At 61.3% G+C, this 20,706-nt stretch carries 23 protein-coding genes; 14 read left to right on the top strand and 9 right to left on the bottom strand.

The window, feature by feature from the left end; translation table 11 throughout:
• The first annotated feature begins 1 nt into the window (after window position 1).
• From HF682_RS11090 to HF682_RS11055, 8 genes are all read left to right on the top strand, one after another.
• A complete protein-coding gene (locus HF682_RS11090) occupies window positions 2-2,224 on the top strand; it encodes a TonB-dependent hemoglobin/transferrin/lactoferrin family receptor (protein ID WP_168877353.1) in 2,223 nt (740 codons plus the stop codon).
• 76 nt (window positions 2,225-2,300) lie between these two features.
• Entirely contained in the window at window positions 2,301-3,350 is a 1,050-nt protein-coding gene (locus HF682_RS11085; RefSeq protein WP_168877352.1) for a hemin-degrading factor, read from the top strand.
• Entirely contained in the window at window positions 3,340-4,128 is a 789-nt protein-coding gene (locus HF682_RS11080) for a heme/hemin ABC transporter substrate-binding protein (protein ID WP_168877351.1), read from the top strand. Before HF682_RS11085 ends, HF682_RS11080 begins: the two co-directional genes overlap by 11 nt.
• Window positions 4,128-5,129, top strand: a complete 1,002-nt coding sequence (locus tag HF682_RS11075) for a FecCD family ABC transporter permease (protein WP_240947230.1) — start codon at window positions 4,128-4,130, stop codon at window positions 5,127-5,129. The genes HF682_RS11080 and HF682_RS11075 overlap by 1 nt, the downstream gene beginning before the upstream one ends.
• Window positions 5,126-5,914, top strand: coding sequence for an ABC transporter ATP-binding protein (locus tag HF682_RS11070; protein ID WP_168877350.1), 789 nt, complete (start codon window positions 5,126-5,128; stop codon window positions 5,912-5,914). The genes HF682_RS11075 and HF682_RS11070 overlap by 4 nt, the downstream gene beginning before the upstream one ends.
• Window positions 5,915-6,017: 103 nt before the next feature.
• Complete coding sequence (locus HF682_RS11065) at window positions 6,018-7,787, top strand: sensor histidine kinase (RefSeq protein ID WP_168877349.1); 1,770 nt, start codon at window positions 6,018-6,020, stop codon at window positions 7,785-7,787.
• Window positions 7,784-8,200 carry a response regulator gene (locus HF682_RS11060; protein ID WP_168877348.1) on the top strand — a complete coding sequence of 139 codons (417 nt, stop codon included), beginning with the start codon at window positions 7,784-7,786 and terminating at the stop codon, window positions 8,198-8,200. Before HF682_RS11065 ends, HF682_RS11060 begins: the two co-directional genes overlap by 4 nt.
• Window positions 8,197-9,966, top strand: a complete 1,770-nt coding sequence (locus tag HF682_RS11055) for a putative bifunctional diguanylate cyclase/phosphodiesterase (protein ID WP_168877347.1) — start codon at window positions 8,197-8,199, stop codon at window positions 9,964-9,966. Before HF682_RS11060 ends, HF682_RS11055 begins: the two co-directional genes overlap by 4 nt.
• On the opposite strand, the gene HF682_RS11050 is transcribed toward HF682_RS11055, so the two are convergent.
• Genes HF682_RS11050 through HF682_RS11040 form a run of 3 tightly spaced genes read right to left on the bottom strand, consistent with a single transcriptional unit; the run spans window position 9,953 to window position 12,700 of the window.
• Complete coding sequence (locus HF682_RS11050; protein ID WP_168877346.1) at window positions 9,953-10,462, bottom strand: hypothetical protein; 510 nt, start codon at window positions 10,460-10,462, stop codon at window positions 9,953-9,955. The two genes, HF682_RS11055 and HF682_RS11050, sit on opposite strands and share 14 nt — an antisense overlap.
• Window positions 10,463-11,020 carry a GNAT family N-acetyltransferase gene (locus HF682_RS11045; protein ID WP_168877345.1) on the bottom strand — a complete coding sequence of 186 codons (558 nt, stop codon included), beginning with the start codon at window positions 11,018-11,020 and terminating at the stop codon, window positions 10,463-10,465.
• 48 nt (window positions 11,021-11,068) lie between these two features.
• A complete protein-coding gene (locus tag HF682_RS11040; RefSeq protein ID WP_168877344.1) occupies window positions 11,069-12,700 on the bottom strand; it encodes a methyl-accepting chemotaxis protein in 1,632 nt (543 codons plus the stop codon).
• 216 nt (window positions 12,701-12,916) lie between these two features.
• On the opposite strand from HF682_RS11040, the gene HF682_RS11035 reads away from it, so the two are divergent.
• Window positions 12,917-13,810 carry a polysaccharide deacetylase family protein gene (locus HF682_RS11035; protein WP_168877343.1) on the top strand — a complete coding sequence of 298 codons (894 nt, stop codon included), beginning with the start codon at window positions 12,917-12,919 and terminating at the stop codon, window positions 13,808-13,810.
• Between the two features lie 31 nt (window positions 13,811-13,841).
• On the opposite strand, the gene HF682_RS11030 is transcribed toward HF682_RS11035, so the two are convergent.
• Entirely contained in the window at window positions 13,842-14,156 is a 315-nt protein-coding gene (locus HF682_RS11030; RefSeq protein ID WP_168877342.1) for a hypothetical protein, read from the bottom strand.
• Window positions 14,153-14,716: an NADPH-dependent FMN reductase gene (locus tag HF682_RS11025; protein WP_168877341.1), complete on the bottom strand. Its 564-nt coding sequence runs from the start codon at window positions 14,714-14,716 to the stop codon at window positions 14,153-14,155. Before HF682_RS11025 ends, HF682_RS11030 begins: the two co-directional genes overlap by 4 nt.
• Window positions 14,717-14,847: 131 nt before the next feature.
• Here HF682_RS11025 and HF682_RS11020 point away from each other — a divergent pair, with 131 nt between their 5' ends.
• A complete protein-coding gene (locus HF682_RS11020; protein ID WP_168877340.1) occupies window positions 14,848-15,189 on the top strand; it encodes a DUF5713 family protein in 342 nt (113 codons plus the stop codon).
• Window positions 15,179-15,820, top strand: a complete 642-nt coding sequence (locus tag HF682_RS11015) for a VOC family protein (protein ID WP_205882031.1) — start codon at window positions 15,179-15,181, stop codon at window positions 15,818-15,820. Before HF682_RS11020 ends, HF682_RS11015 begins: the two co-directional genes overlap by 11 nt.
• A 4-nt stretch (window positions 15,821-15,824) precedes the next feature.
• On the opposite strand, the gene HF682_RS11010 is transcribed toward HF682_RS11015, so the two are convergent.
• Window positions 15,825-16,433, bottom strand: a complete 609-nt coding sequence (locus HF682_RS11010) for a LysE family translocator (RefSeq protein ID WP_168877338.1) — start codon at window positions 16,431-16,433, stop codon at window positions 15,825-15,827.
• Window positions 16,434-16,573: 140 nt separating this feature from the next.
• Here HF682_RS11010 and HF682_RS11005 point away from each other — a divergent pair, with 140 nt between their 5' ends.
• The 3 genes from HF682_RS11005 to HF682_RS10995 are packed head-to-tail and all read left to right on the top strand — an operon-like array spanning window position 16,574 to window position 18,992.
• Entirely contained in the window at window positions 16,574-17,092 is a 519-nt protein-coding gene (locus HF682_RS11005; protein WP_205882030.1) for a hypothetical protein, read from the top strand.
• A gap of 44 nt (window positions 17,093-17,136) precedes the next feature.
• Window positions 17,137-18,342 (top strand): ATP-grasp domain-containing protein, encoded by a 1,206-nt coding sequence (locus HF682_RS11000; RefSeq protein WP_168877337.1) that lies wholly within the window; start codon window positions 17,137-17,139, stop codon window positions 18,340-18,342.
• A 32-nt stretch (window positions 18,343-18,374) separates the two neighbouring features.
• A complete protein-coding gene (locus HF682_RS10995) occupies window positions 18,375-18,992 on the top strand; it encodes a hypothetical protein (RefSeq protein WP_168877336.1) in 618 nt (205 codons plus the stop codon).
• Window positions 18,993-19,034: 42 nt separating this feature from the next.
• On the opposite strand, the gene HF682_RS10990 is transcribed toward HF682_RS10995, so the two are convergent.
• The 3 genes from HF682_RS10990 to HF682_RS10980 form a co-directional block, all read right to left on the bottom strand.
• The gene (locus HF682_RS10990; RefSeq protein ID WP_168877335.1) at window positions 19,035-19,406 is read right to left on the bottom strand and encodes a VOC family protein; all 372 of its coding nucleotides are present in this window, start codon (window positions 19,404-19,406) and stop codon (window positions 19,035-19,037) included.
• Between the two features lie 271 nt (window positions 19,407-19,677).
• The gene (locus tag HF682_RS10985; protein ID WP_168877334.1) at window positions 19,678-20,139 is read right to left on the bottom strand and encodes a hypothetical protein; all 462 of its coding nucleotides are present in this window, start codon (window positions 20,137-20,139) and stop codon (window positions 19,678-19,680) included.
• 42 nt (window positions 20,140-20,181) lie between these two features.
• Window positions 20,182-20,706 carry a DUF2867 domain-containing protein gene (locus HF682_RS10980; protein WP_168877333.1) on the bottom strand — a complete coding sequence of 175 codons (525 nt, stop codon included), beginning with the start codon at window positions 20,704-20,706 and terminating at the stop codon, window positions 20,182-20,184.

Raw genomic sequence — 20,706 nt, 5'->3', positions numbered from 1 at the left:
TATGGCTGTAAAGGATAGCTGGCCGCTGGCCGGATTGATGCTGGCTGCTGCAGTGCCAGCGCTTGCAGATGAAGCGCCGGTAGTCGCATCGCCGGGCAGTGTGAGTGTGGTGGCTAACCGTGTGGCCACCGATGCAGAAGACACGGCGACCAACGTCAGTCTGGTGCCTCGCAGTGAGCTGGACCGCCGCCAGGTGGTCAACACCAAGGATGTCTTCAAGCTTGAACCTAATGTCAGCCTGCCGACGGAGCTGATCCGGCGCGGCAATGGCAGTGTCACCATCCGTGGTATTGAAGGCAACCGGGTATTGATGCTGGTGGATGGGGTCCGGCTGCCGGATGAATATCGGGGTGGTGGCTCGGCCATTTCCGGACGTGACCTGCTGGACCCGGACAGTCTGGCCGGGGTGGAGCTGGTCAAGGGTCCGTTCTCCGGAGCCTATGGCAGTGATGCCATGGGCGGTGTGGTGGCTTTGCGCACCTTGCGGCCCGAAGATGTCGCCACCGAACCCGGCAAGGTGGCATTCCGTGCCAAGGCCAGCTTTGATGGCCAAGACCAGCGCAAGGGGCTGAGTGCGACGCTAGCTTGGCGCAACCAGGACTGGGCGACGCTGCTGCAACTGGTTCGCCGTGAAGGTGAGGAACGGCAAAATCAGGGCAGCAACGATGCCAGCGACCTGACGGCCAAGAGCAAGCGCACGACACCCAACCCGCAAGACTGGAACAGTACGGGTATTTTGGCCACGCTGGAGCGCAATCTGGGGCAGGGGCATCGTCTCTCCCTGACACTGGATCACTTCCGTCGCTATAGCCAAACCAATTTGCTGTCAGAACGCGGGGTGGCAGCAGGTGGCGGCCCGGTCATCAACATTCTGGACAGCCAAGGCGATGACCGCAGTGAACGCAGCCGCCTGGGCTTGGGCTATGAATACGATGGCAATACCGCATTGTTCGACCACCTCAAGCTCAATACCTATATCCAGCAGCTGCGCTTTCATGAAACCGCCAGCGAACGGCGCAGCAATAACCGTCTGCGACTGACCGACAGCCGTTTCGAGCAGGACATGCTGGGCATGGATGTGCAGTTCCAGAAGGGCCTGCAGTGGGGCTCGGTCAGCCATGATCTGGTTTATGGTCTGGATGTCAGCCGCACTGAAACTCGCCGTCCGCGCGACCGCTCGGAAATCAACCTGGCTACTGGCACGATCAACAAGACCGTGGCAGGCGAAACCTATCCGAGCAAGATTTTCCCGGATGCTCAGGTGGATCGCATCGGTGTCTTCATGCAGGACGCCATCGCCCTGAGCGATCGTTTCACGCTGCAACCGGCACTTCGCTACGACCGCTATCGCCTGAGACTGTCGCCCGATGCCGATTTTGCGCGTGCCAATACCTCGGGGCAGAAGGTTCAGGACTACAGCGACAGTGCCTGGACCCCCAAACTGGCAATGCAGTGGAAGCTGGACCCACACCTGACCCTGTTTGGGCAACTGGCAGCAGGCTTCCGCAACCCGCCGTATGACGCCACCGCGACGGCGTTTGTCAATGCGGCCGGACAGTACGAGATTTTCCCCAATGCGGCGCTGAAGGCTGAGCGCAGCAAAGGCATGGAGCTGGGCTTGCGCGGACAGTGGGACAGTGTGTCCTTCTCCGCGACGGCTTTTCAGACCCGCTACCGCGATTTCATTGAAGCGGTGCCGCTGAACAAAGGGGATACCAACGGCAACGGTATTTCCACGGAATACCGCAACGAGAACATCGGCCGGGTGCGCACCCGAGGGCTGGAACTGCGGGCCGACTGGGCCTTCATGCGCAACTGGACGTTACGCACGGCCTATGGCTACACCCGTGGCCAGTCGGAAGACAATGGCGCACCACTCAATTCGGTTGATCCCGCCAAGTTCACGCTGGGCCTGGCGTATGCCAATGCCGACTGGGGGCTGGGTCTGGACTGGGTACATGTTGATGCCCAACGTCGGGTCGCCGATGCGACCGGCTCGCAGCCGGTGGTGTATTACCGCACACCATCCTTCAACACACTGGACCTGAGTGGCCACGTCAATCTCGGCAAGCAGACCACCCTGCGCTTTGGCATTTACAACCTGACCAACCGCAAGTACTGGCTGTGGTCGGACGTGCGCGGTGTGGCGGCCAATAGCACGGTGCTGGATCGCTACACCCAGCCTGGCCGCACCTTTGCCGTATCGCTTGAAGCCCGCTTCTGATTGAACCTGAACTGGCTGCTTCGGTGGCCCGGCTACCCCGTCCGTCAACGGGGGATCGCTTTTGGAGGGGAACAACATGACACAGACCCTGAACGGTGCAGCCCTGCTGCAAGCCTGGCAAGACCTGCTGGCCAGCGGTGCCAAGCTGCGCCAGCGTGATGCCGCCGAGAAACTGGGCGTGAGTGAAGCCGAGCTGGTAGCGGTGATGCCGGGCAGCTGTCGGCTGAAGTCGGACTGGACTGGTTTGCTGGGGCGCTTTCACCAGCTGGGCGAAGTGATGGCACTCACCCGCAATGATGCGGCAGTGCATGAGAAAGTGGGCCAGTACGGCGAGCTGAAGGGCAGCGCTGAAGTCGGGCTGACCCTGGGGGTGATCGACCTGCGCATTTTCTTCAGCCACTGGTATTGCGCATTTGCACTGACCGAGCCCAAGGGCGAGGGCGAGCAACATAGCTTGCAGTTCTTCGATCGCCACGGTGAAGCGGTACACAAGGTGTTTCAGCGCGCAGGCAGCGATGCCGTGGCCTGGCAGGCGCTGGTGGATGAATTCACCGAATTCGATGGTGAAGCGCTGCAGTTCGAGCCCGTCGTCGCCAAAGCAGGCGAAACACCGGACGAGTCGATCGACGTGGCTGGTTTCCAGCAAGGCTGGAAGGACCTGACCGATACCCACCAGTTCTTTGGGCTGACCCGCCGTTTTGAGGTATCCCGCCGTCAAGCGCTGCGCTTTGCGCCAGAGGGTTTTACCTGGCGGGTGGGCGCGGATGCGCTGGATCGGGTGTTGCGTACCGCAGCAGAACGCAGTCTCCCCATCATGGTGTTTGTCGGTAATCGCGGCATGATCCAGATCCACAGCGGACCAGTGCAGCGCATCGAACCGATGGGTCCGTGGATCAATGTGCTGGACCCCGGCTTTAACCTGCACCTGCGGCAGGACGCCATCGCCGAGGCCTGGGTGGTACGCAAGCCGACCGATGACGGCATTGTCAGTTCGCTGGAGTTGCTGGACGGTGAGGGCGGCATCATCGCGACCCTGTTTGGCGAGCGCAAGCCCGGCCAACCGGAGCTGGAAGGCTGGCGCGCATTGCTCGATGAACTGCCACAGGAACTGAGCCATGCTGCGTAAACTGCTGCTGACCGGGCTGCTGCTGGGCAGCCTGCCTACCATGGCGGCGGAGCGCATCGTTGCGCTGACGCCCGATATGGCCGAGCTGGTGTGCGCACTGGGGCGTTGCAACGAGCTGGTCGGGCGTGATCGCAACGCCCTCAAACCTGCAACGCTGCGCAAGGTGCCGGTGATCGGTTTTTCCCGGGCGTTGACGGTGGAGCCGATCATCAAGGCCAAGCCCACGCTGGTACTCGGCAGCGAGCTGGCGCAGCCCCCTGTCATCTGGCAGCAGCTGCGTGACATGGGCGTCAATGCGCATCTGCTGGGAACAAAGCCGGATGGCAGCGATTTCCCGGCGCTGATCCGGCAGACCGGGCAGTTGCTTGGGCGCGGTGAGGCTGCGGAGCAGTTGGCGCAGCGCTGGCAGCAGGGCATGATAGCGGTAAATGCCAAAGGACGACGTTTCCTGATTAGCTACGACGGGACCATGATTGCCGGCCGGGATACGGCGGCAGACCTGCTGATTCGTGCTGCTGGCGGCGTCAATGTGGCAGGCCAGTGGAGCGGTATGACTCGCCTCAACCGGGAGGTGTGGCAGGCATTGCAGCCCGATGTGGTGATTGTGGCGCGCCACAACCGGCCTGTGTACGGTTCGCTGGAGGCGCTGGCGGCACGGCCAGAGCTGGCAGACACGCCTGCCGTCAAACAGCACAAGCTGTTCGAGATGGATGTGCTGGATGTATTTGCCGTTGGGCTGAATAGCCCGGCCGTGGTTCGTCGTCTGCAGGCTCTGTGATGACGACCCTCGCTTGGGCCGCGGTTCAGAAGGTACGTTTGCCGGGTATGCCACAAGCGTTGGCATTGCTCGGCAGTGTACTGCTTCTGCTGTGGGCGGCAGGTCAGGGCGGGGAGGGCTGGGTCTGGCCAGACTGGCAAGACCCACTGCTGCGGCACATTCGGCTTCCGCGCATGGCCTCAGCCTTGCTGGTCGGTGCTGCACTGGCTGCCAGTGCCGCTGCCTTGCAAGCCATTTTCCGCAATCCGATGGCGGACCCTGGTCTGCTGGGCACCAGTGGCGGGGCTGCTTTGGGCGTGGTGCTGTTGCTGGTGACGGCAGGCACCGGCAGCATGGTGGCGCTGTCGTTGCCGCTGGTGGCGTTTGGTGGCGGCGTGCTCACCACCTTGTTCATCCTGCTGCTGCATCGCTGGGTGGGTGGTGGTACCGGGGGTTTGCTGCTGATCGGCCTGATGGTGGGGGCGGCCTGCGGCGCGGGTATAAGCCTGTTGCTGTTTCTGTCCGATGATCTGGCCTTGCGTGGCGCCATGGCCTGGCTATCCGGCAATCTGTCCGCCGCTCGTTTCAGCGATTACCTGCCCGCGCTGGCATGCGTGGTGCTGGGTTTGCTGCTGCTGTGCTGGCAAGCGCGTAATCTGGATGTACTGCTGCTGGGGGATGATGCAGCCCAATTGCTGGGGGTGGAAGTCAGCCGGGTGCGCGCGTTGACCATTGTGGGGACGGCGCTGTGCATCGGCGCGGCGGTCGCCTTGGCCGGCATTATTGGCTTTATTGGCATTCTGGTGCCCAACGGAGTGGCGTTGTTTAGTGGGGGCAGTCGGCGTCGGCTCATTCTCTTGTCAGCATGGGGTGGCGCGCTGTTGCTGCTGGTGCTGGATACTCTGGCGCGTACCGTGGCTTACCCGCTGGACCTGCCGGTGGGTATTCTGGTGAGCTTTATCGGGCCGCCGTGCTTTGTACTGTTACTGTGGCGGCAGCAACGTCGCAAGGAGGCCGCATGATACCCATCACCCTCGGCTGGCAACTGGACACGGTTACCGTGGCGCGTGGTGGCAAACCGGTGCTGCAAGGGGTCAGTTGCCAGATTCAACCGGGACGGCTGACGACGCTGCTGGGCTGCAACGGTGCAGGCAAAACCAGCCTGCTGCGGGTATTGGCAGGCTTGTTGCCAGTGGCGGTCGGTCGGGTGGACTATCAGGGGCAGCCCCTGTCCCGCCTTGATGCGGTGCAGCGGGCACGGGAGATGGCCTGGGTGGCACAGCATCCGGACTACTCGCTACCCTTCACGGTGCTGGAGTACGCAGCACTGGGGCGCCACCCGCACCGCGACAGCTGGACACCTTTACCGCCTGCGGACCGGCAGCTGCTGGAGCACGCCTTGCAGCAGGTGGAGCTGCTGCCCTTGATGCACAAGCCTTTGTCGCGCCTGTCTGGTGGCGAGCGCCAGCGCGCGGCACTGGCAAGGGCGCTGGCGCAGCAGACGCCGTGTCTGTTGCTCGATGAGCCGACCAATCATCTGGACCTGAAACATCAACATGCCTTGCAGCGCTTGTTGCAAAAGCTGGCCCGGACAGGGCGCACGGTTGTGCAGGTACTGCATGATCTTGAACTGGCCGCCCGTTATTCTGATGAGGTTGCTTTGCTGGCAAACGGCCAGCTGCTGGGCTGGGGTCGACCCGAGGCGGTCTTGCTGCCCGGGCCGCTGCAGCGTGCCTATGGGGTGGTGCTGACACCAGAGATCGGTACCGGACACGGCATGCGGTTCACCGTGGGCGCACTGGCCTGACTGGGCTGTCCACTCGTCCAGTTGATCTTGCTTTTTCTGCAGCAGATTACCATACCAAAGCATGCAGGCCGGTTTAGCCTGTGGATCCGCAAGGAGCCATGCTTTGGAACACAATCAAGTCGGGACGGTATGTTCCCCTGCATTGCAGTGGGTTACCGATCAGCTGACCCAAGGGGTGTTGGTGCTGGATGAAGCACAAGTGTGCTATCTGAACGCCCCGTTGCGTGAATGGCTGGCATCCTTGGGTATCCCGGTAGGCCCCGGCCATTCGCGGGCTGACTTCATCAGTGCGTTGAGTGAACCGGATAGTCAGGGCAATGTGCAGCTCAGCCTGGCCGGGGCACCAAATTTGTGCCTAACCGCCCGGATGGGAGAGCAGGCGGGCCAGCAGGTTTTGCTGATGGCCTTGCCGCAAGCTGCGCCCCGGCAAGGCTGGGCCGACCCTATGCTGGCGGCTGCTCCGGTGGGCTTGCTGCTGGTGGATGACGGTGGTCATATCCTGCAAGCCAACCCGGCGATCGAGACCATGTTTGGTTTCGAAGCCGGCAGCCTGACCGGGCAGTTGATTGAAGTGTTGCTGCCTGAACGCTATCGCAATGGACATGCAGGCATGCGCACCATGTACTCCGTCCAGCCTGAGGCACGCCGCATGGGGGTGGGGCGCGAGCTGTTTGGGCGCCGTGCCGATGGCAGCGAGTTTCCGCTGGAAATCGGTCTGGCCCCCGTGCAGACCCCTTCTGGGCAGGGGGTGCTGGCCTCGGTGGTGGACATCAGCGAGCGGCGCAAGATTGAGCACTCTTTCCGTGACCTGGTACAGGCTGCGCCCTATGGGGTGCTGGTGGTCAGCCAGGATGGCTGCATCCGCTTCCTGAACCATCTGGTGGCGCAGGCGTTTGGCTACCGAACCGACGAGCTGCTCGGGCAAGCCGTCGAAATCCTGATTCCGGAACGCCATGTGGCGGGGCACCCTCCCTTGCGTACCGCGTACAGCCGTGCGCCTCGGCATCACCGCATGGGCATGGGGCGTGACCTGATGGGGCGACACCGCGATGGCAGCGAGTTTCCGGTGGAAGTCGGCCTGGCGCCGCTGGTGTGGGATGGTCAGCAGATGGTGATGGCGGTGGTCACCGATATCTCAGCCCGCAAGCGGGTTGAGGATTCATTGCGGCAAGCCAATGCCCATCTGGAGCAATTCACCTACGTGGCCTCGCATGACCTGCGCTCCCCCCTGCAAGGTATTGGAGACTTGGCAGAGTGGATGCAGGAGGACCTGCAAGCCGGCGAATACGACAAACTGGGCAACAATCTGGAGCGCATACGCAGCCGGGTGGCACGTATGGGGCGGGTGATTGATGACTTGCTGACCTATGCGCGGGCCGGCAAAGCCAGTACCGAGCTGGTACTGGTTGATCCCCAGGCATTGCTGGACAATATTCTGGAGATGAGCCCCATACCTGAGGGCTTTGTGCTGGAGCGGGATATCCGCGTCAGTCCGTTTCCGGGCGCACGCACCCCGCTGGAAACGGTGCTGCGCAACTTGATCAGCAATGCCATCAAACACCATGACCGGTCACAAGGACACCTTCGCTTACGGGTGACGGAGGAAGACGCCTACTGCTGTTTCCGCCTGGCAGATGATGGGCCAGGCATCCCTGAGGCCAGTCTGGAACGTATTTTCATGCTGTTTCAGACCGCCTCTGCCTCGGCCCGGCAAGGCTCAGGCATCGGGCTGGCCATTACCCGTCGGCTGGTGGAGAGCCACGGCGGACGGATTGAAGTGCATACCGGTGTCGCCGGTGAAGGGCGGGGCGCGGAGTTTCGTTTCTGGTGGCCGCGCTTTCAGCAGCGTGTACAAACAGGGAGTACGCAGTGAATCTCGATATTCTGTTGGTCGAAGATGATGATGTGGCTGCCGAGGCGGTGTTGCGCAGTTTACGCAAATACAATCTGAACTGCACAGTGGTTCTGGCAGAAGATGGTCAGGTCGCGCTGGATATTCTGCGAGGGCAGCATCCTGAGCGGTCGATCAAGCGCCCCATGCTGGTGCTGCTGGACCTCAACATGCCGCGGTTGAATGGGTTTGAGTTTCTTGAAGAGACCCGAAATGATCCTGACCTGAGTAACCTGATTGTGTTTATTTTGACCACTTCGGATGCCGACACCGACAAAACCCGTGCTTATCACCATCATGTTGCGGGGTACATGGTGAAGTCGGCAGTGGGCCCCCAGTTTAGCCGCTTGGCACGCCTGCTGGATGAATATCACGGTAGTGTGAGTGTGCTATGAATCCCTCTAATGAGCTGCCGCGGCTGCGCATCCTCATCGTCGATGACGACGATGTGGATCGTGAGCGTCTGACGCGGCTGCTCAACCGTTCCTCACGCGATGCGGATGTTACCGAAGCCAGCTCCGGTGAAGAGGCGCTGTCCCGCCTGATCAGCGGGGTATTTGATTGTGTGGTGCTGGACTATCAGCTGGGTGACATCAACGGCATGGAACTGCTGCCTAGCCTGCAGGGCAAGCTGGGGCCGGATTTCCCGGTGATCATGGTCACCGGGCTGGGTGACGACAATATTGCAGCCGAGGCCATGCGCCGAGGGGTGTTCGACTACCTGACCAAACACCAGATTGATGCGGAGAGGCTGCTTAATGCCATCGACAATGGTCTGCACCACCAGAAGCTGATGCAGGAGGTGGCGGAAGCCGAGCAGAAACTGCGGCGGATGAGCCTGTACGACCCGCTGACGGGCTTGCCGAACCGCAACCTGTTTTTTGATCATCTTGAGAATCTGTTTTTTGCGGCGTCACGCAGTACCTCGCGCAACAGCTTTGCCCTGTTCCTGCTGAACCTGAATCTGTTCAAGGAGGTCAATGACCGTTTGGGGCATGAGGCTGGAGATCAGTTGCTGGTCGAGGTGGCGAGACGATTGCAGTCTGTCGCCCGCCCGAGCGACTTGTTTGCCCGCCTGGGCGGGGATGAGTTTGCCGCTACCCTGGTGGAAATGGAGACACCGGAAGATGCGGTGCAGCTGGCCGAGAAAATCTGCAGCGTCATCCGTCAGCCGATCGCGGTGGGTGGCGAGGTGGTCAGCATCGACATCTCCATCGGCATCGTGTTCTACCCACACAATGGGAATAACCGGCGCGACCTGCTGACCCAGGCCGACGATGCGATGGCGGCGGCCAAGCATGGCAGCCGGGGTTACATGCTGTACAGCGACCTGCGACCCAGCGGCGGGCCGCAGCCCAGCCCGGTGTTGCTGGCGCATCGCTTGTCCGAAGCGCTGGAGCGGCAGGAGCTTTTCCTGCACTACCAGCCGAAGATCAGCCTGCAAGATGGTCAATTGGTGGGGGTGGAGGCGCTGGTACGGTGGCGCACGCGGGAGGGGGTGAATATTTCGCCTGCAGAGTTCATCCCGGTGGCAGAGCGGGCGTCCATCATCCATCCGCTCAATGACATGATTTTCGAGCAGGCCATGCAGCAGGCGGTACAGTGGCGTGCGCAGGGCTGGCAGTTCCCGGTGTCCGTCAACCTCTCTGCCCGGTTGATCGACGATGCCCAGTTCCTGACCCGTCTGACCAGTCGGCTGTACGAGCTGGGCTTGCCCCCCGAAGCCTTGGTGATCGAGCTGACCGAAACGGCGCTGATCGCCAATCCCAATCAGGCCATGACGGTACTGGAAGCCTTCCGCAGCAACCAGCTGGCCATTTCGGTCGATGACTTTGGTGCAGGCTATACCTCCCTCGGCTATTTGCGGGAAATGGACATCGCCGAGATCAAGATTGACCAGATGTTTGTGCGGCAACTGCAGGCGGGCAGCCGCGATGCCTCCATCGTGCGCTCGGTCGCCGCACTCGGCAAGGGCTTTGGGGTGCATGTGACCGCAGAGGGGGTGGAAGACCCGTCACAATGGGCCTTGCTGCGGGCCCTGGGCTGCGATCATGGGCAAGGCTACAGCATTGCCCGGCCCATGCCTGCCGAGGCCTTTCCCCAGTGGTGGCGCAAGTGGCAGCAGGAACATCAGCAGCAGCCGCCGTTTACGGCGAGTTGAACGGACTGCGCCGGTACAGCGCTTCTTCGCTCCAGGGTACAAACCGCAGGGTGACCCGGCTGGGCAGCCGGACCTGCAAGCGGGTGATCCGGGTGAAGTGGTGCATGAACAGCCACTCCCGGCTTTGCAGGGTCAGCGTATCGCCTTGAACGCTCCGGTCAAACAGCAGATCACGCGGCTGCATCCGCTCGGGAACCCTTTGCTCTCCATGGTAGCCTGTACTGCCGTTCTCGCCTGATATGTCCAGCATCAGCTGGCTGAGCTGATCGTCGCGGACGACATCCTGCTTCTCGCAGTTGCAGTGAATTATGATATGGCGGATACCGTTCAGCGGCTCGAGCTGCCGGGCCTCTGCGGTCAGCAGAAAATCACCGGAAACCGTATGTTCTGGCGTGGGCAGAACAACATCTGCGGTACTGGCGGGCGGCGCAGTGTGGTTAGCCTGATCCTGGCAAGCCGCCAGCAGCAGGCATAGTAAGGGAATAATTCGGTTCATTCATGCATTTTGCATGAAAGTCTCTGCGGCAGCCAGCTGAGCTGCGCTCCACTGATAACCCACACAGGGGATGCGGTTGCCGTCTGGTGCTTCCCACACGGATTCGCCCTCACAGCGTGCGCCGATGGCTTGATAAAACTGCTGGGCGGCATGATTCTGTGTGGTGGTCCACAGGTACAAGCCCTGGCTGGGATCATCCTGCTGGCACATCGCAGCAATAGCCTGCATCAGCTGCCTGCCGATACCACGGCCTTGCCAGTGACGCAGCACATGCAGGTTATCCAGATAGTGCCCCCGCGCCGGGTCATGTTGCAGATAAAGGCAGGCAAAGCCAATGGCGAGCCCATCCGCTTCTACCAGGCATACCCGCTGACTTGGGTCGATCTGTGCCATGCGCTGCTGCCAGCATTGCAAGCGGTCAGCGTGAACATGATGGGTCAGCCACGCTGCCGACAGTTGCCCGGCATAGGCATGCTGCCAGTTATCGGCATGCAGGCGGGCAATCACCGGATACTCGGCGGGCAGAGCCGGTCGTATCTGCAACGAAGATTCAGGCATGAAGGTTCCGGTACTGGCCCCCGCAGGGGCCGGTACTAAGCGAGAGGGTTACAGGCGGAACTGCTTGACTGAGAGCTGCATGCGCTCCAGTACCCGGTTGAGTTTGGCAAATTCGTCACGGGTGGCTTCCACTGCATGCAGGGTGGAGTCGGTCAGTGATACCACTTGCGAGACATCTTGCGAGATGCTGCCCATGGCCTGGCTTTCTTCATGCGCCGCGTTGGCGATGCCATTGACCTCGGTCACGGTCAGCTGCATATGGGTGTTGATAGTCTGTAGCGACTGGCGGGCTTCCTCCACCTTCTGCACGCTGTCTTCCACCTGTTGCGCACCGCTCTGCATGCTGCTGACCGCTTGCTCGGCATCTTGCCGAATCTTGCCGATCAATTCATCGATCTGCCCGGTGGCCGAGGTGGTGCGTTCCGCCAGCTTGCGTACTTCATCCGCCACCACGGCAAAGCCTCGGCCTTGTTCACCTGCACGCGCGGCTTCAATGGCGGCATTCAGGGCCAGCAGATTGGTTTGCCCGGCGATTTCCTTGATCAGGCTGGCAATATTGCCGATCTCGGTGGAGCTGTGCCCCAGCGCTTCTACGGTGCGGGATGAGGCTTTGACCGTGTCGGCCAGCCGCAAGATACCCGCCGCTGCCTGATTGGCGGTGTCCGCACTGTGCTGGGCTTGTTGCCCGACTTCGCGGGTTGACGCACCGGCCTTACCGGCCATCTCGGCCACATGCAGCACCGAAGCGGACATTTCTTCCAGCGCGGCAGCGGTAGAACCAGTAGCCCGGTTCTGTTCATGCGCGGATTGTTCTACCTGGGTGACCTGCTCCCCCATATCGCTACTGGCTCGGGCTACCTGGACGGTGGCATCTTGCACGCATAGCAAGGCGGCGCGCAGTGACGAGACCAGCCCATAGGCCTGCCTGGCCACCCGGCCCAGCTGGTCGCGCCGGCTCAGATTCATTTCGCCGGCGAGCTCCCCGGTCTGCAGCGCTTTTTCAAAGTAATCGTCGATGGTGTGGACATCTCGGTTCAGCTTGGGGATGAAAAAGAGCACGATGTAGAGGAAAATCGGGATCGACAGCATGTCCAGACCATCCCCCATCCATGCCGGTGTATGAATTTGCAGGATGTCGAACAGGCCAAACAAGGCATGCAGGCCGAACACAAAAGCGAGGATAGCCATGTGCCCGGAGAGGCTCATCAGCCAGTCCAGCCAAGCAGGCAGCTTGCGTACCACACGGCCTTGCTCAATGCTCAGGCTTTTGTCGCCTTCGCGGATGCGGCGGTAGATGGCTTCCGCTTCGGCAATCTGCTCGCGGCTGGGTTTGGTCCGCACCGACTGATAGCCGATCACCTGACCGTTTTCACGCACCGGTGAGGCATTGGCTACCACCCAGTAGTAGCCGCCATCACTGCGCCGGTTTTTGACCATGCCACGCCAAGGGCGGCCGGCTTTCAGGGTACGCCACAGGTCGGTAAAGGCTTCCTTCGGCATGTCCGGGTGCCGTACCACATTGTGCGGCTTGCCAATCAGCTCCTCCGGCACATAGCCACTGATCTCGGCAAAGGCATGGTTGGCTTCGACAATAATGCCGCGCAAGTCGGTGCGGGAATAGATGAAGGTATTGTCGGGAAGAATGGTTTCACGATCAGTGACCACAACAGCACTGGACATGGCAACTCCGTTCTGGGCGGGTTTGGACAATCAGCAGGTAAACGGGCGACAGGATGGTGTCGAGTCGTGCATCCATGGCTCATCATAGACGCAGCAAGGGGGGCATGCCAAGGCCGTATTGCCCGGCATCTTCAGGCCGGGACTGGCCAGCCGTTCAGTTGGCACAGTTGTCTGCATGGTTTAGCATGCAAAATATTTATGACAAAGTGATGACGCATGTTTCGCTGGCTGGGGTATTTTCTGCTGGTTCTGCCGGGGCTGCTCTGTGCACACACCCTTGCCTTGACCTTTGATGATGGCTTTAGTCCTGAGGAGGCCGAAGAGGCAGCGGTCTGGAACCAGAAGCTGCTGGACGGGCTGGCCGCCATGCAGGTGCAGAGCTTGATCCTGCCTGCTGGCAAACGTGTGGAGAGTGAGGCGGGCATGGCCTTGCTGCGGCAGTGGTCAGTGGCAGGCCACCAGATCGGTAACCACACCCATTGCCACAAGAGTCTGTCTGGCAAGGACATGACCCTGACACGCTACACCACCGATATTCAGCGCGCTGAGCGGCTGTTGAGTGTACTGCCGGGCTGGACGCCCCGTTTCCGCTACCCCTATCTGAAAGAGGGCGATACCCTGGAGAAGAGGGATGGCGTGCGTCGCTGGCTGAGCGAGCATGGCTATCAAGTTGCTGCGGTCAGTATTGATACCAGTGACTGGTACTACAACGAGCGTTTCCTGCAGCTGCTGAAAGAAGGCAAGACCGACCGCCTGCCCACCTTGCAGGCCGCCTACCTGAACCACCTGTGGGACCGCGCACAGCACTATGATCAACTGGCACAGAGCGTACTGCACCGCAGCCCCTCGCATGTGATGCTGCTGCACACCAACGCCCTCAATGCGGCCTATATCCGCAGCATCATTACGCTGTTCCGCAGCCGGGGCTGGGAGGTGGTGAGTCCCCGGCAAGCCTATGCTGACCCCCTCTATGCGATGACGCCGGATACCTTGCCTGCGGGTGAAAGCCTGCTCTGGTCCCTGGCCAAGGCGCAGGGGCTGAAGGGGCTGCGCTATCCGGCGGAGGATGGGCAGTATGAAGCCGCAGGGCTGGACGCCGCCCTGCGTTGACTTCTGGCGCCATAGGGCTGCCGGTATGGCTTCAGGCCGGTGGCTTGCTGGTCATGCCCTGAAAAAACCAGGACCAGAAGCGGGCGTCGCCAAACAAGGCACCCAGCAAGGCCGTGAGCAGCAGGGCGAGCAGCCCGAATGTCAGCAAGCGCAGGGCATAGCGGTGCTTTGCCCGATCCTGCAGGCTGTAGAACAGGGCCAGTGGCGGCAACAGCAACATCAGCAGGCCAGCCAGCGGTTTGCGTTGACCAAAGGCACTCAGCATCGCAATCAGGCTGCCCACATAGCTCAATGTGAGCCCGATGCTGAGCAGCAGCGTCAGGATCACCAGCAAACTTGAACTCATGCCTGCGACCGCCCGAAGCCCAGTTGTACCGACCAGTCATACAGGGCGGCCAGTTGTTGCTGAATCAGCTGCTGCACCTTTTCGTCGACCAGCTGACCGGTGGCATCAAAGCTGTTGCTGAACGCATTGCTGAACACTTCCGGCTTGTTCAGCGGATGCAGGTTGAGGAAGACGCACACTTGCCGCAGGTGGTACTGCGCGCGTGAACTGCCCATGCCGCCCGCGGCACCCATGATGGCCACGGGTTTATGGTGGAGCAGCCGGTTTTCCGGCGCGCGGGAGGCCCAGTCCAGTGCGTTCTTCAAGGCCGGTGCCAGCGAGTAGTTGTATTCCGGACACGCCAGCAGCAGTGCATCGGCGGCCTCAAACTGCTGTAGCAAGGTTGCCGCTGCGGCGGGCGGTGTACTCAGGTCTGCGTTGTAAAAAGGTACCTCGCTCAGGTCGGCAATGGTCAGGTCAATCTGGGCGGGGGCATGTGCCTGGGCATACTTGAGCAAACCCATATTGGTGGAATGCTTGCGCAAGCTGCCGCAAAGCCCGAGTACCTTGAGTTGGGACATGGCCGTACTCCTGTCGTAGTGAGAGGCATCAGCTTACGCTGCAAGCGGCCCGCTGTCATGTGAGCCAGTCTGGCAAGCCGGTGCAGAAGCCGCTACAGTTGGAATCAGACGTATGCATTGCGAGGGTGAGCATGCCATTGAGCAATACCGAGTTGCGCCACCATGCCTTTCTGGCCGAACTGTATCGCGACCCGTACTACCCGCCCCATGTGCTGGACCTGGGGCGGGGCATCCTGCAGCAACTGTGCGAGGCGATCGAGGAAAATCAGCCTCAGGATCTCGAGGAACTGTATGCGCTAACGCACGCCGCAACCGAAGCCTTCAATCGCTTGCAGCAAGCTTTCTGGGATGCTGGGAGTGATCTGGAGACGGTGGCACGGGATGATATTGCAGGCGAATTCATGTTGATTGCGCGCTGCTACGGCTTTCCTCAGGCGGATGCAGAAGATCTGGTGGCCCCTCGTGACTGGTAAGCACCCGCCGTGCCGGATTGATCATCTGACGGTGACGGCTGCCTCACTGGAGGCAGGCGTTGCCTGGGTCAGCGCGCAGCTGGGTGTCCCTTTACAGCCTGGCGGTGAGCATGTGCTGATGGGCACCCATAACCGTCTGCTGCGATTGGGCCCGCGCTGCTATCTGGAAGTGATTGCACCTGCGCCGCATCTGGCCGCGCCTGAGCGCCCGCGCTGGTTTGCGCTGGATGACCCTGCGATGGCGACGCCTGCGCTGCGTGCTTGGGTGGCCCGAAGTGTAGAGATAGAAGCCGCCGCTGCCCGGTTGCAAGGGGAGGTAGGTACGGTATGTGCCATGAGCCGAGGTGACCTGCTATGGCAAATCAGCATCCCTGAGGATGGACGCATGCCCTGGGGCGGTGTACTCCCCATGCTGATTGAATGGCCTGAGGGCATACACCCGGCTGAGCGCTTGCCGGATCAGGGTGTCAGACTGTTGGGCTTGCACTGGTCACACCCGCAGGCGTCAGCAGTGCAGGCTTTGCTGGACACCCTGCCTCTGCAGGATGCCTGTCTGCAAGCAGATACGCCGGAGGCGATGCCACGCCTGCGAGCCCGCGTGTTGACCCCCGCAGGGGAGCGCTGGCTATAGTGGGTCAGTGCGCCAGGACCAGCACAACCGCGATCAGTCCAAACAGCACGGCGCAAATCTGGTTGAAGCGGTGACCCAGCCGGTGCAACCAGGGACGAATGCGTTGCGCCAGTACAGCCAGCAGCAGCTCGATGCCGAATTCGATGACGGCGAAGGTGAGTGCCATCACCACAAACTGCGGCAGCAGTGGTGCGGATGGGGCGATGAATGGGGTCAGGAACGCGCCAAAGAACAGCAACACCTTGGGGTTGGATAACGCAGACAGCAAGCCCTGCAGGAACAACGAACCGTGCGCGCGCGGGTCAGCATGTACATTGTCCAGCGTCAATGGCGGGCTGCGCCACAGCTGAACCCCAAGCCATAGCAACCAGGCCGCCCCCAGCCAGGTGAGCCAGCTCAGCGCGATACTGGATGTTTTCAGAAGGGCGCTGATGCCGGACATCGCTAGCCCCAGCAGCACAATAAAGCCCAGCACACCACCGCTAATGGTCAGCAGCGTACGCCGCACCCCATAGAGCGCGCCATGCGACAACGCCAGCATGCCATTTGGCCCTGGGGTCAGTGACAGCCCCAGGGTGGCAAAAGCAAACAGTATCCAGGTTTGTAACGTCATGCATATCCCCTACAATGCGAGGTCAGCACATGCTGAGAGGGTAAGCCTCATCTGCTGGGTGCTGCAGGTAGCCGCATCAGTGAACGTGATTTGCAGAAAGGCTGTCAAGATGACAGAAAAGGACATTGCCTGATTTGACCATGCCGTTGATGACCTTGCCGCGGGGCGTGCAGGGGCGGCTCGAAGTACAACCGCGTTGGCCCGCACGCCAAGTGGCGCTGGCGCCAGAGGCCTGGTTGCGCTTGCAGCAGGCGGCTGCCTGTCTGCCGGACTCGATAGGCCTGATCCTGACCCGCGGTTATGAAGCCCCAAGCGCCCGTCTGGGCCTGGCGCGGCGGATTTTTCGTTATGCCGGGATGGGTGTGTTCCGTACGGTGTACCCCGCGCGGCGTGCCGAAGTGGCCGATATCTTCGGTGCCAATGGTCATGATGTGGATGGTCATCATGTCGATGTTTCCATCCGTTGGCAGGGCCGTCGCTTACGCCTGCTGCCGCTGGGTGTGTTTACTTCATCGAGCTGGCAGGCGCGGCGGGTAAGCCGGTTCCAGCCCGTGGTGCAACAGGTGCAACAGGCCTTGCAGCAGCAGGGGTTCCTGCTGCACCGTAATGCTACCGAGGCCCTGCAGATTCATTGTGATCTGCAGCTGACAGCAACATGACGACAGCGCACAACCCAGTTGCGGTGCCGATAAAGAGGACCTCCATGCCACATGTATTGCTGATCGGTGGGATGACCGAAGTGCTTGCTGCGGCAGCGCGACTGGACATTCGTTTGACGGTGGTGGATAGGCCGGAGCGAGGCATGCCGGACGAAGGGCGTGCGGTGGCCCGCTGGCTGGGACTGGACTTTCTGACAGACCCCGGCCTATTGCCTGTACTCAAAGCCATTCACAAGGAAGACCCGTTTGATCAGGTGCTGTCGTTTGGCGAAAATGCCCTGCAGCTTGCAGCACAGCTGAATCTTGAACTGGGTCTGGAGCCGATGGTGCCTGCGGATGTGGTGGCATGCACCCGCGACAAGGTGAAGATGCGGGCTGCCATGGCGGACAGCCCCTACTCGGTCCCGGCACAGCATGTCAGCACCGTGGCGGATTTTCAGGCTTTCGTACAGGCGCAGGGTTACCCGGTGATCCTGAAGCCTGAGCGGGGCATGGGCAGCTATGGGGTGATCCGGCTGGATCAGTTTGACGAGGCGCTGCTTCGCACGGTGTTTCCTGCTGATGGTGTGGGTGAAGACTACATGGTTGAGCGCTTTGTCGAGGGGCCGGAGTTCTCTGTCGAAGCATTCAGCTTTCACGGGCGCCATGTCGTGCTGAACATCCACCAGAAAGCCAAGTTGGGTGAGGGCTGGGCTAACCCCTATATCGAGGTCGGCCATGTCGGCCCGGCCATGTTGTCTTCGACGGAGCAGGAGCAACTGCGACAAGCGGTGTTCGACTGTCTGGATCGGGTGGGCTTGCAGGAGGGCCCTTCACATACCGAAGTGATACTGGGCAGTACGGGCGCACGTATTGTTGAAACCCACACCCGTGTCGGCGGTGATCGCATTGCCCAGTTGCTACAGCTGGCGACGGAGGTGGATGTCTTTGAGCTGACCTTGCGTTGGTTTTGCCTCCAGCAAGGCGAGATCACTCAGCCCGATATCCAGCAAGCGGCTGCCATCCGCTTCCTGGTCAGCCGTCCTGGCCGGATCGTGGCCATCCACGGTGTCGATGAGGCACGACGCCTGCCCGGTGTGGTGGAGCTGGTCCTGAACTGCGCCGCAGGGGACGAGGTTGGAGAGATGATCGACTCGTATGATCGGCTGGGGCATGTGATCTGTACCGCAGCGACTGCTGCTGCGGCTGAGGCCATGTGCCGGAAAGTCGTCGACGAGATCATCCAGCTGGAGTGGGCCCCCGTTTGGTGACCCTTATCATGACCTTTTAATTTGACCCACCGATGAGCACACCTTCACTTGAACAGATGATCGCAGACAGTCGACGCCGTTTCACACGCTGGCCGGGCTGGGTGCGGCAGCTGCGTTTTGCTTCAGCCCCGCAACCGCGCTGGATGGAGAGTCGCGATCCGCTGTTCAAGGTGTGGGAAGAGCAGCGCCTGTTGGTCCAGCGTGGGCGCGTGGTGTGGGGCGCACTGGTGCAGGCAAACTCCCAGTTGTTCCAATGGGGAGACCTGGATTGCCCGGCGCAGCTGGTATATAGCCCGGAGCCCAACTTTGACGCAGCGCCACAGCGGCTGCGGGCGGTAGGGCAGGCTATTTTTGACTTGAAGCACACCCAGCCGGACAACCCGGAGCTGCAAGCACTGGCCGACAGCGTGACCCAAGAGCTGGAACGTAGCTTCGGCCTGCATCTGCCGGCGAGCCTGGGTGCGACCGAGGACATGGCAACCTCCTCGTTCATGGTCTACCGTCAGCACTTGCCGGATGGCTTTCTACGGGGTGGCGTTTTCCCCATTCTCACCGCACCGGATACCCGCAGCGTGATGATCCTGCCCTATGCCTACTGGGGCCCGGACATGTTGCAGCTGTGGATGCAGCGTTCACTAGGCAGAGCGTGAAATAGCCCCGCGCCACCATGGCATGCGGGGCCGTATCCGGGCTTATTGTTGCGAATGCAGTCCGATCATATTGCCCTCGGTATCGGTAACCAGCGCAATGAAACCGTACTGACCGATGGACATTTTCTCGCGGAACACCTTGCCCCCAGCCTGTGCGGCACGAGCCGCTTCCACAGCACAGTCTTCACTGCTGAAGTACACCAGCGTACCCCCTCCGCCACTGGGGCAGCCTTCCATCTTCACCAGCGCTCCGCCCGAGCCATACTGCGCCATGTCCATCGGGAAAGACCACATCTCCATGTCCCCCGCCTCCAGCGCGTCCAGCTTGACGGCAAACACAGCCTCATAAAAAGCCCTGGCGCGAGGCATGTCCTGTACATAGATCTCAAACCAGCCAACCGGGTTGTTGCCCATCGTTGTACCTCCTGTCTGAAACATTATGGTCACGCACCAGAGCGGGATGTACCCCAGCACGCAGTCATGAAACAGCCCCTGCCTGAAAACAGGTCGCAGCATGGGCATGCTGACAGCTTGTACTGGAGATGACAATGCCCGCTATACTCGTACCGACCAATGGTTCAGGGGGGCTCTGCATGGCATGCCTCCTGATGAGGTGACGGGGCATGAGCTGGTATGTTGCAGGCCACGGCCGGCGCTACCGGCAGGTCCGGTGTTCATCATTCGATCAGGTTGCGGGTAACGGTCTTTGGCGATAATCATGGATTGCACGCATCAGGTCTTTACGCAGCAGTTCGGCCTGAAAAGGGACCCGGCCATTCCGGAACCGTGTTTCGCAGGCGTTGACGGCATCAAGCATGTGCTGGATGAGGACGTCCCGCTTGTCGGCAGGCGAGAGCGGGAAGAAGTGGCCGATGCGTAGCGGGACATCGTAGCGGATGCCTTTATCCTTGCGGAGGCGGCCTAGCCGGGGGGCTGCTGGCATTTTGAACCAGTCCTCGCTGCCTTCTACAAAAAGGCAGATCAGAATGAGGTCAATCTGCTCGCTGTAACCCCCCCTCGACACCTGCTCCTCCAGCAGGTCCAGCACGCCGCACGTGCCATATATGTAGGGCCAGACCATGCGCTCGCCCTCCGCATCGCCAAACAGGGCGCAGAAGGAGATGAAGGGCTGGGCGGATGGTGTCATGGTGTGTCGCTTTGGGCTGTGGAAGGGCTTGGTCAGCAGCCCCTACAGCCGCCCAGCCCTCACCGCCCTTGCCAGTAGCCAGCGGAAGCCGGGGCGGTGGAAGGGGAGGATGGCGCGGAGGTAGGCGCGGCCTGCGGTGTTGTGGGGGGCGCAGAGGGTGGCGAACAGGGCGTCGGTGCCGGTGGGGCTGGTCTGTTTGCGGATGACGACGCGAAAATCCAGGTGCGGATTGTCGCGGCCAATCACCAGCTCGTGTTCGCTGAGGTGGTAGAGGGTCCAGCCGAGCAGGGTATCGCCCACCTTGCAGTGGGCGGGGTCGGGCTGGGCGTCGAGTTGCTGGCGGCTGCTGGTGGCCAGGCCAAAGGGGCGGACCAGCAGGTTGCGAAGCTGGAACAGGCCTTTCAGCCAGCCGGGCCGGTGGCCGAACACGGCGAGGAACAGCGCTGGCGGGCTGAGCGCGGGCTGTTGCAGCGGGAGACGCCAGGCATCGGTATAGCGGGCCTGCTGCAGCAGGCGTGCTGGCAGCGTGGCCTCGGTGGGGAAACGCTCCGGGTAGAGTCGGTCCAT

It is taken from the genome of Leeia aquatica (genome assembly GCF_012641365.1).
Classification (GTDB): Bacteria; Pseudomonadota; Gammaproteobacteria; order Burkholderiales; family Leeiaceae; genus Leeia; species Leeia aquatica.
The sequence above is the reverse complement of the archived record's forward strand: the minus strand, read 5'-3'. Positions and strand labels throughout refer to the sequence as shown.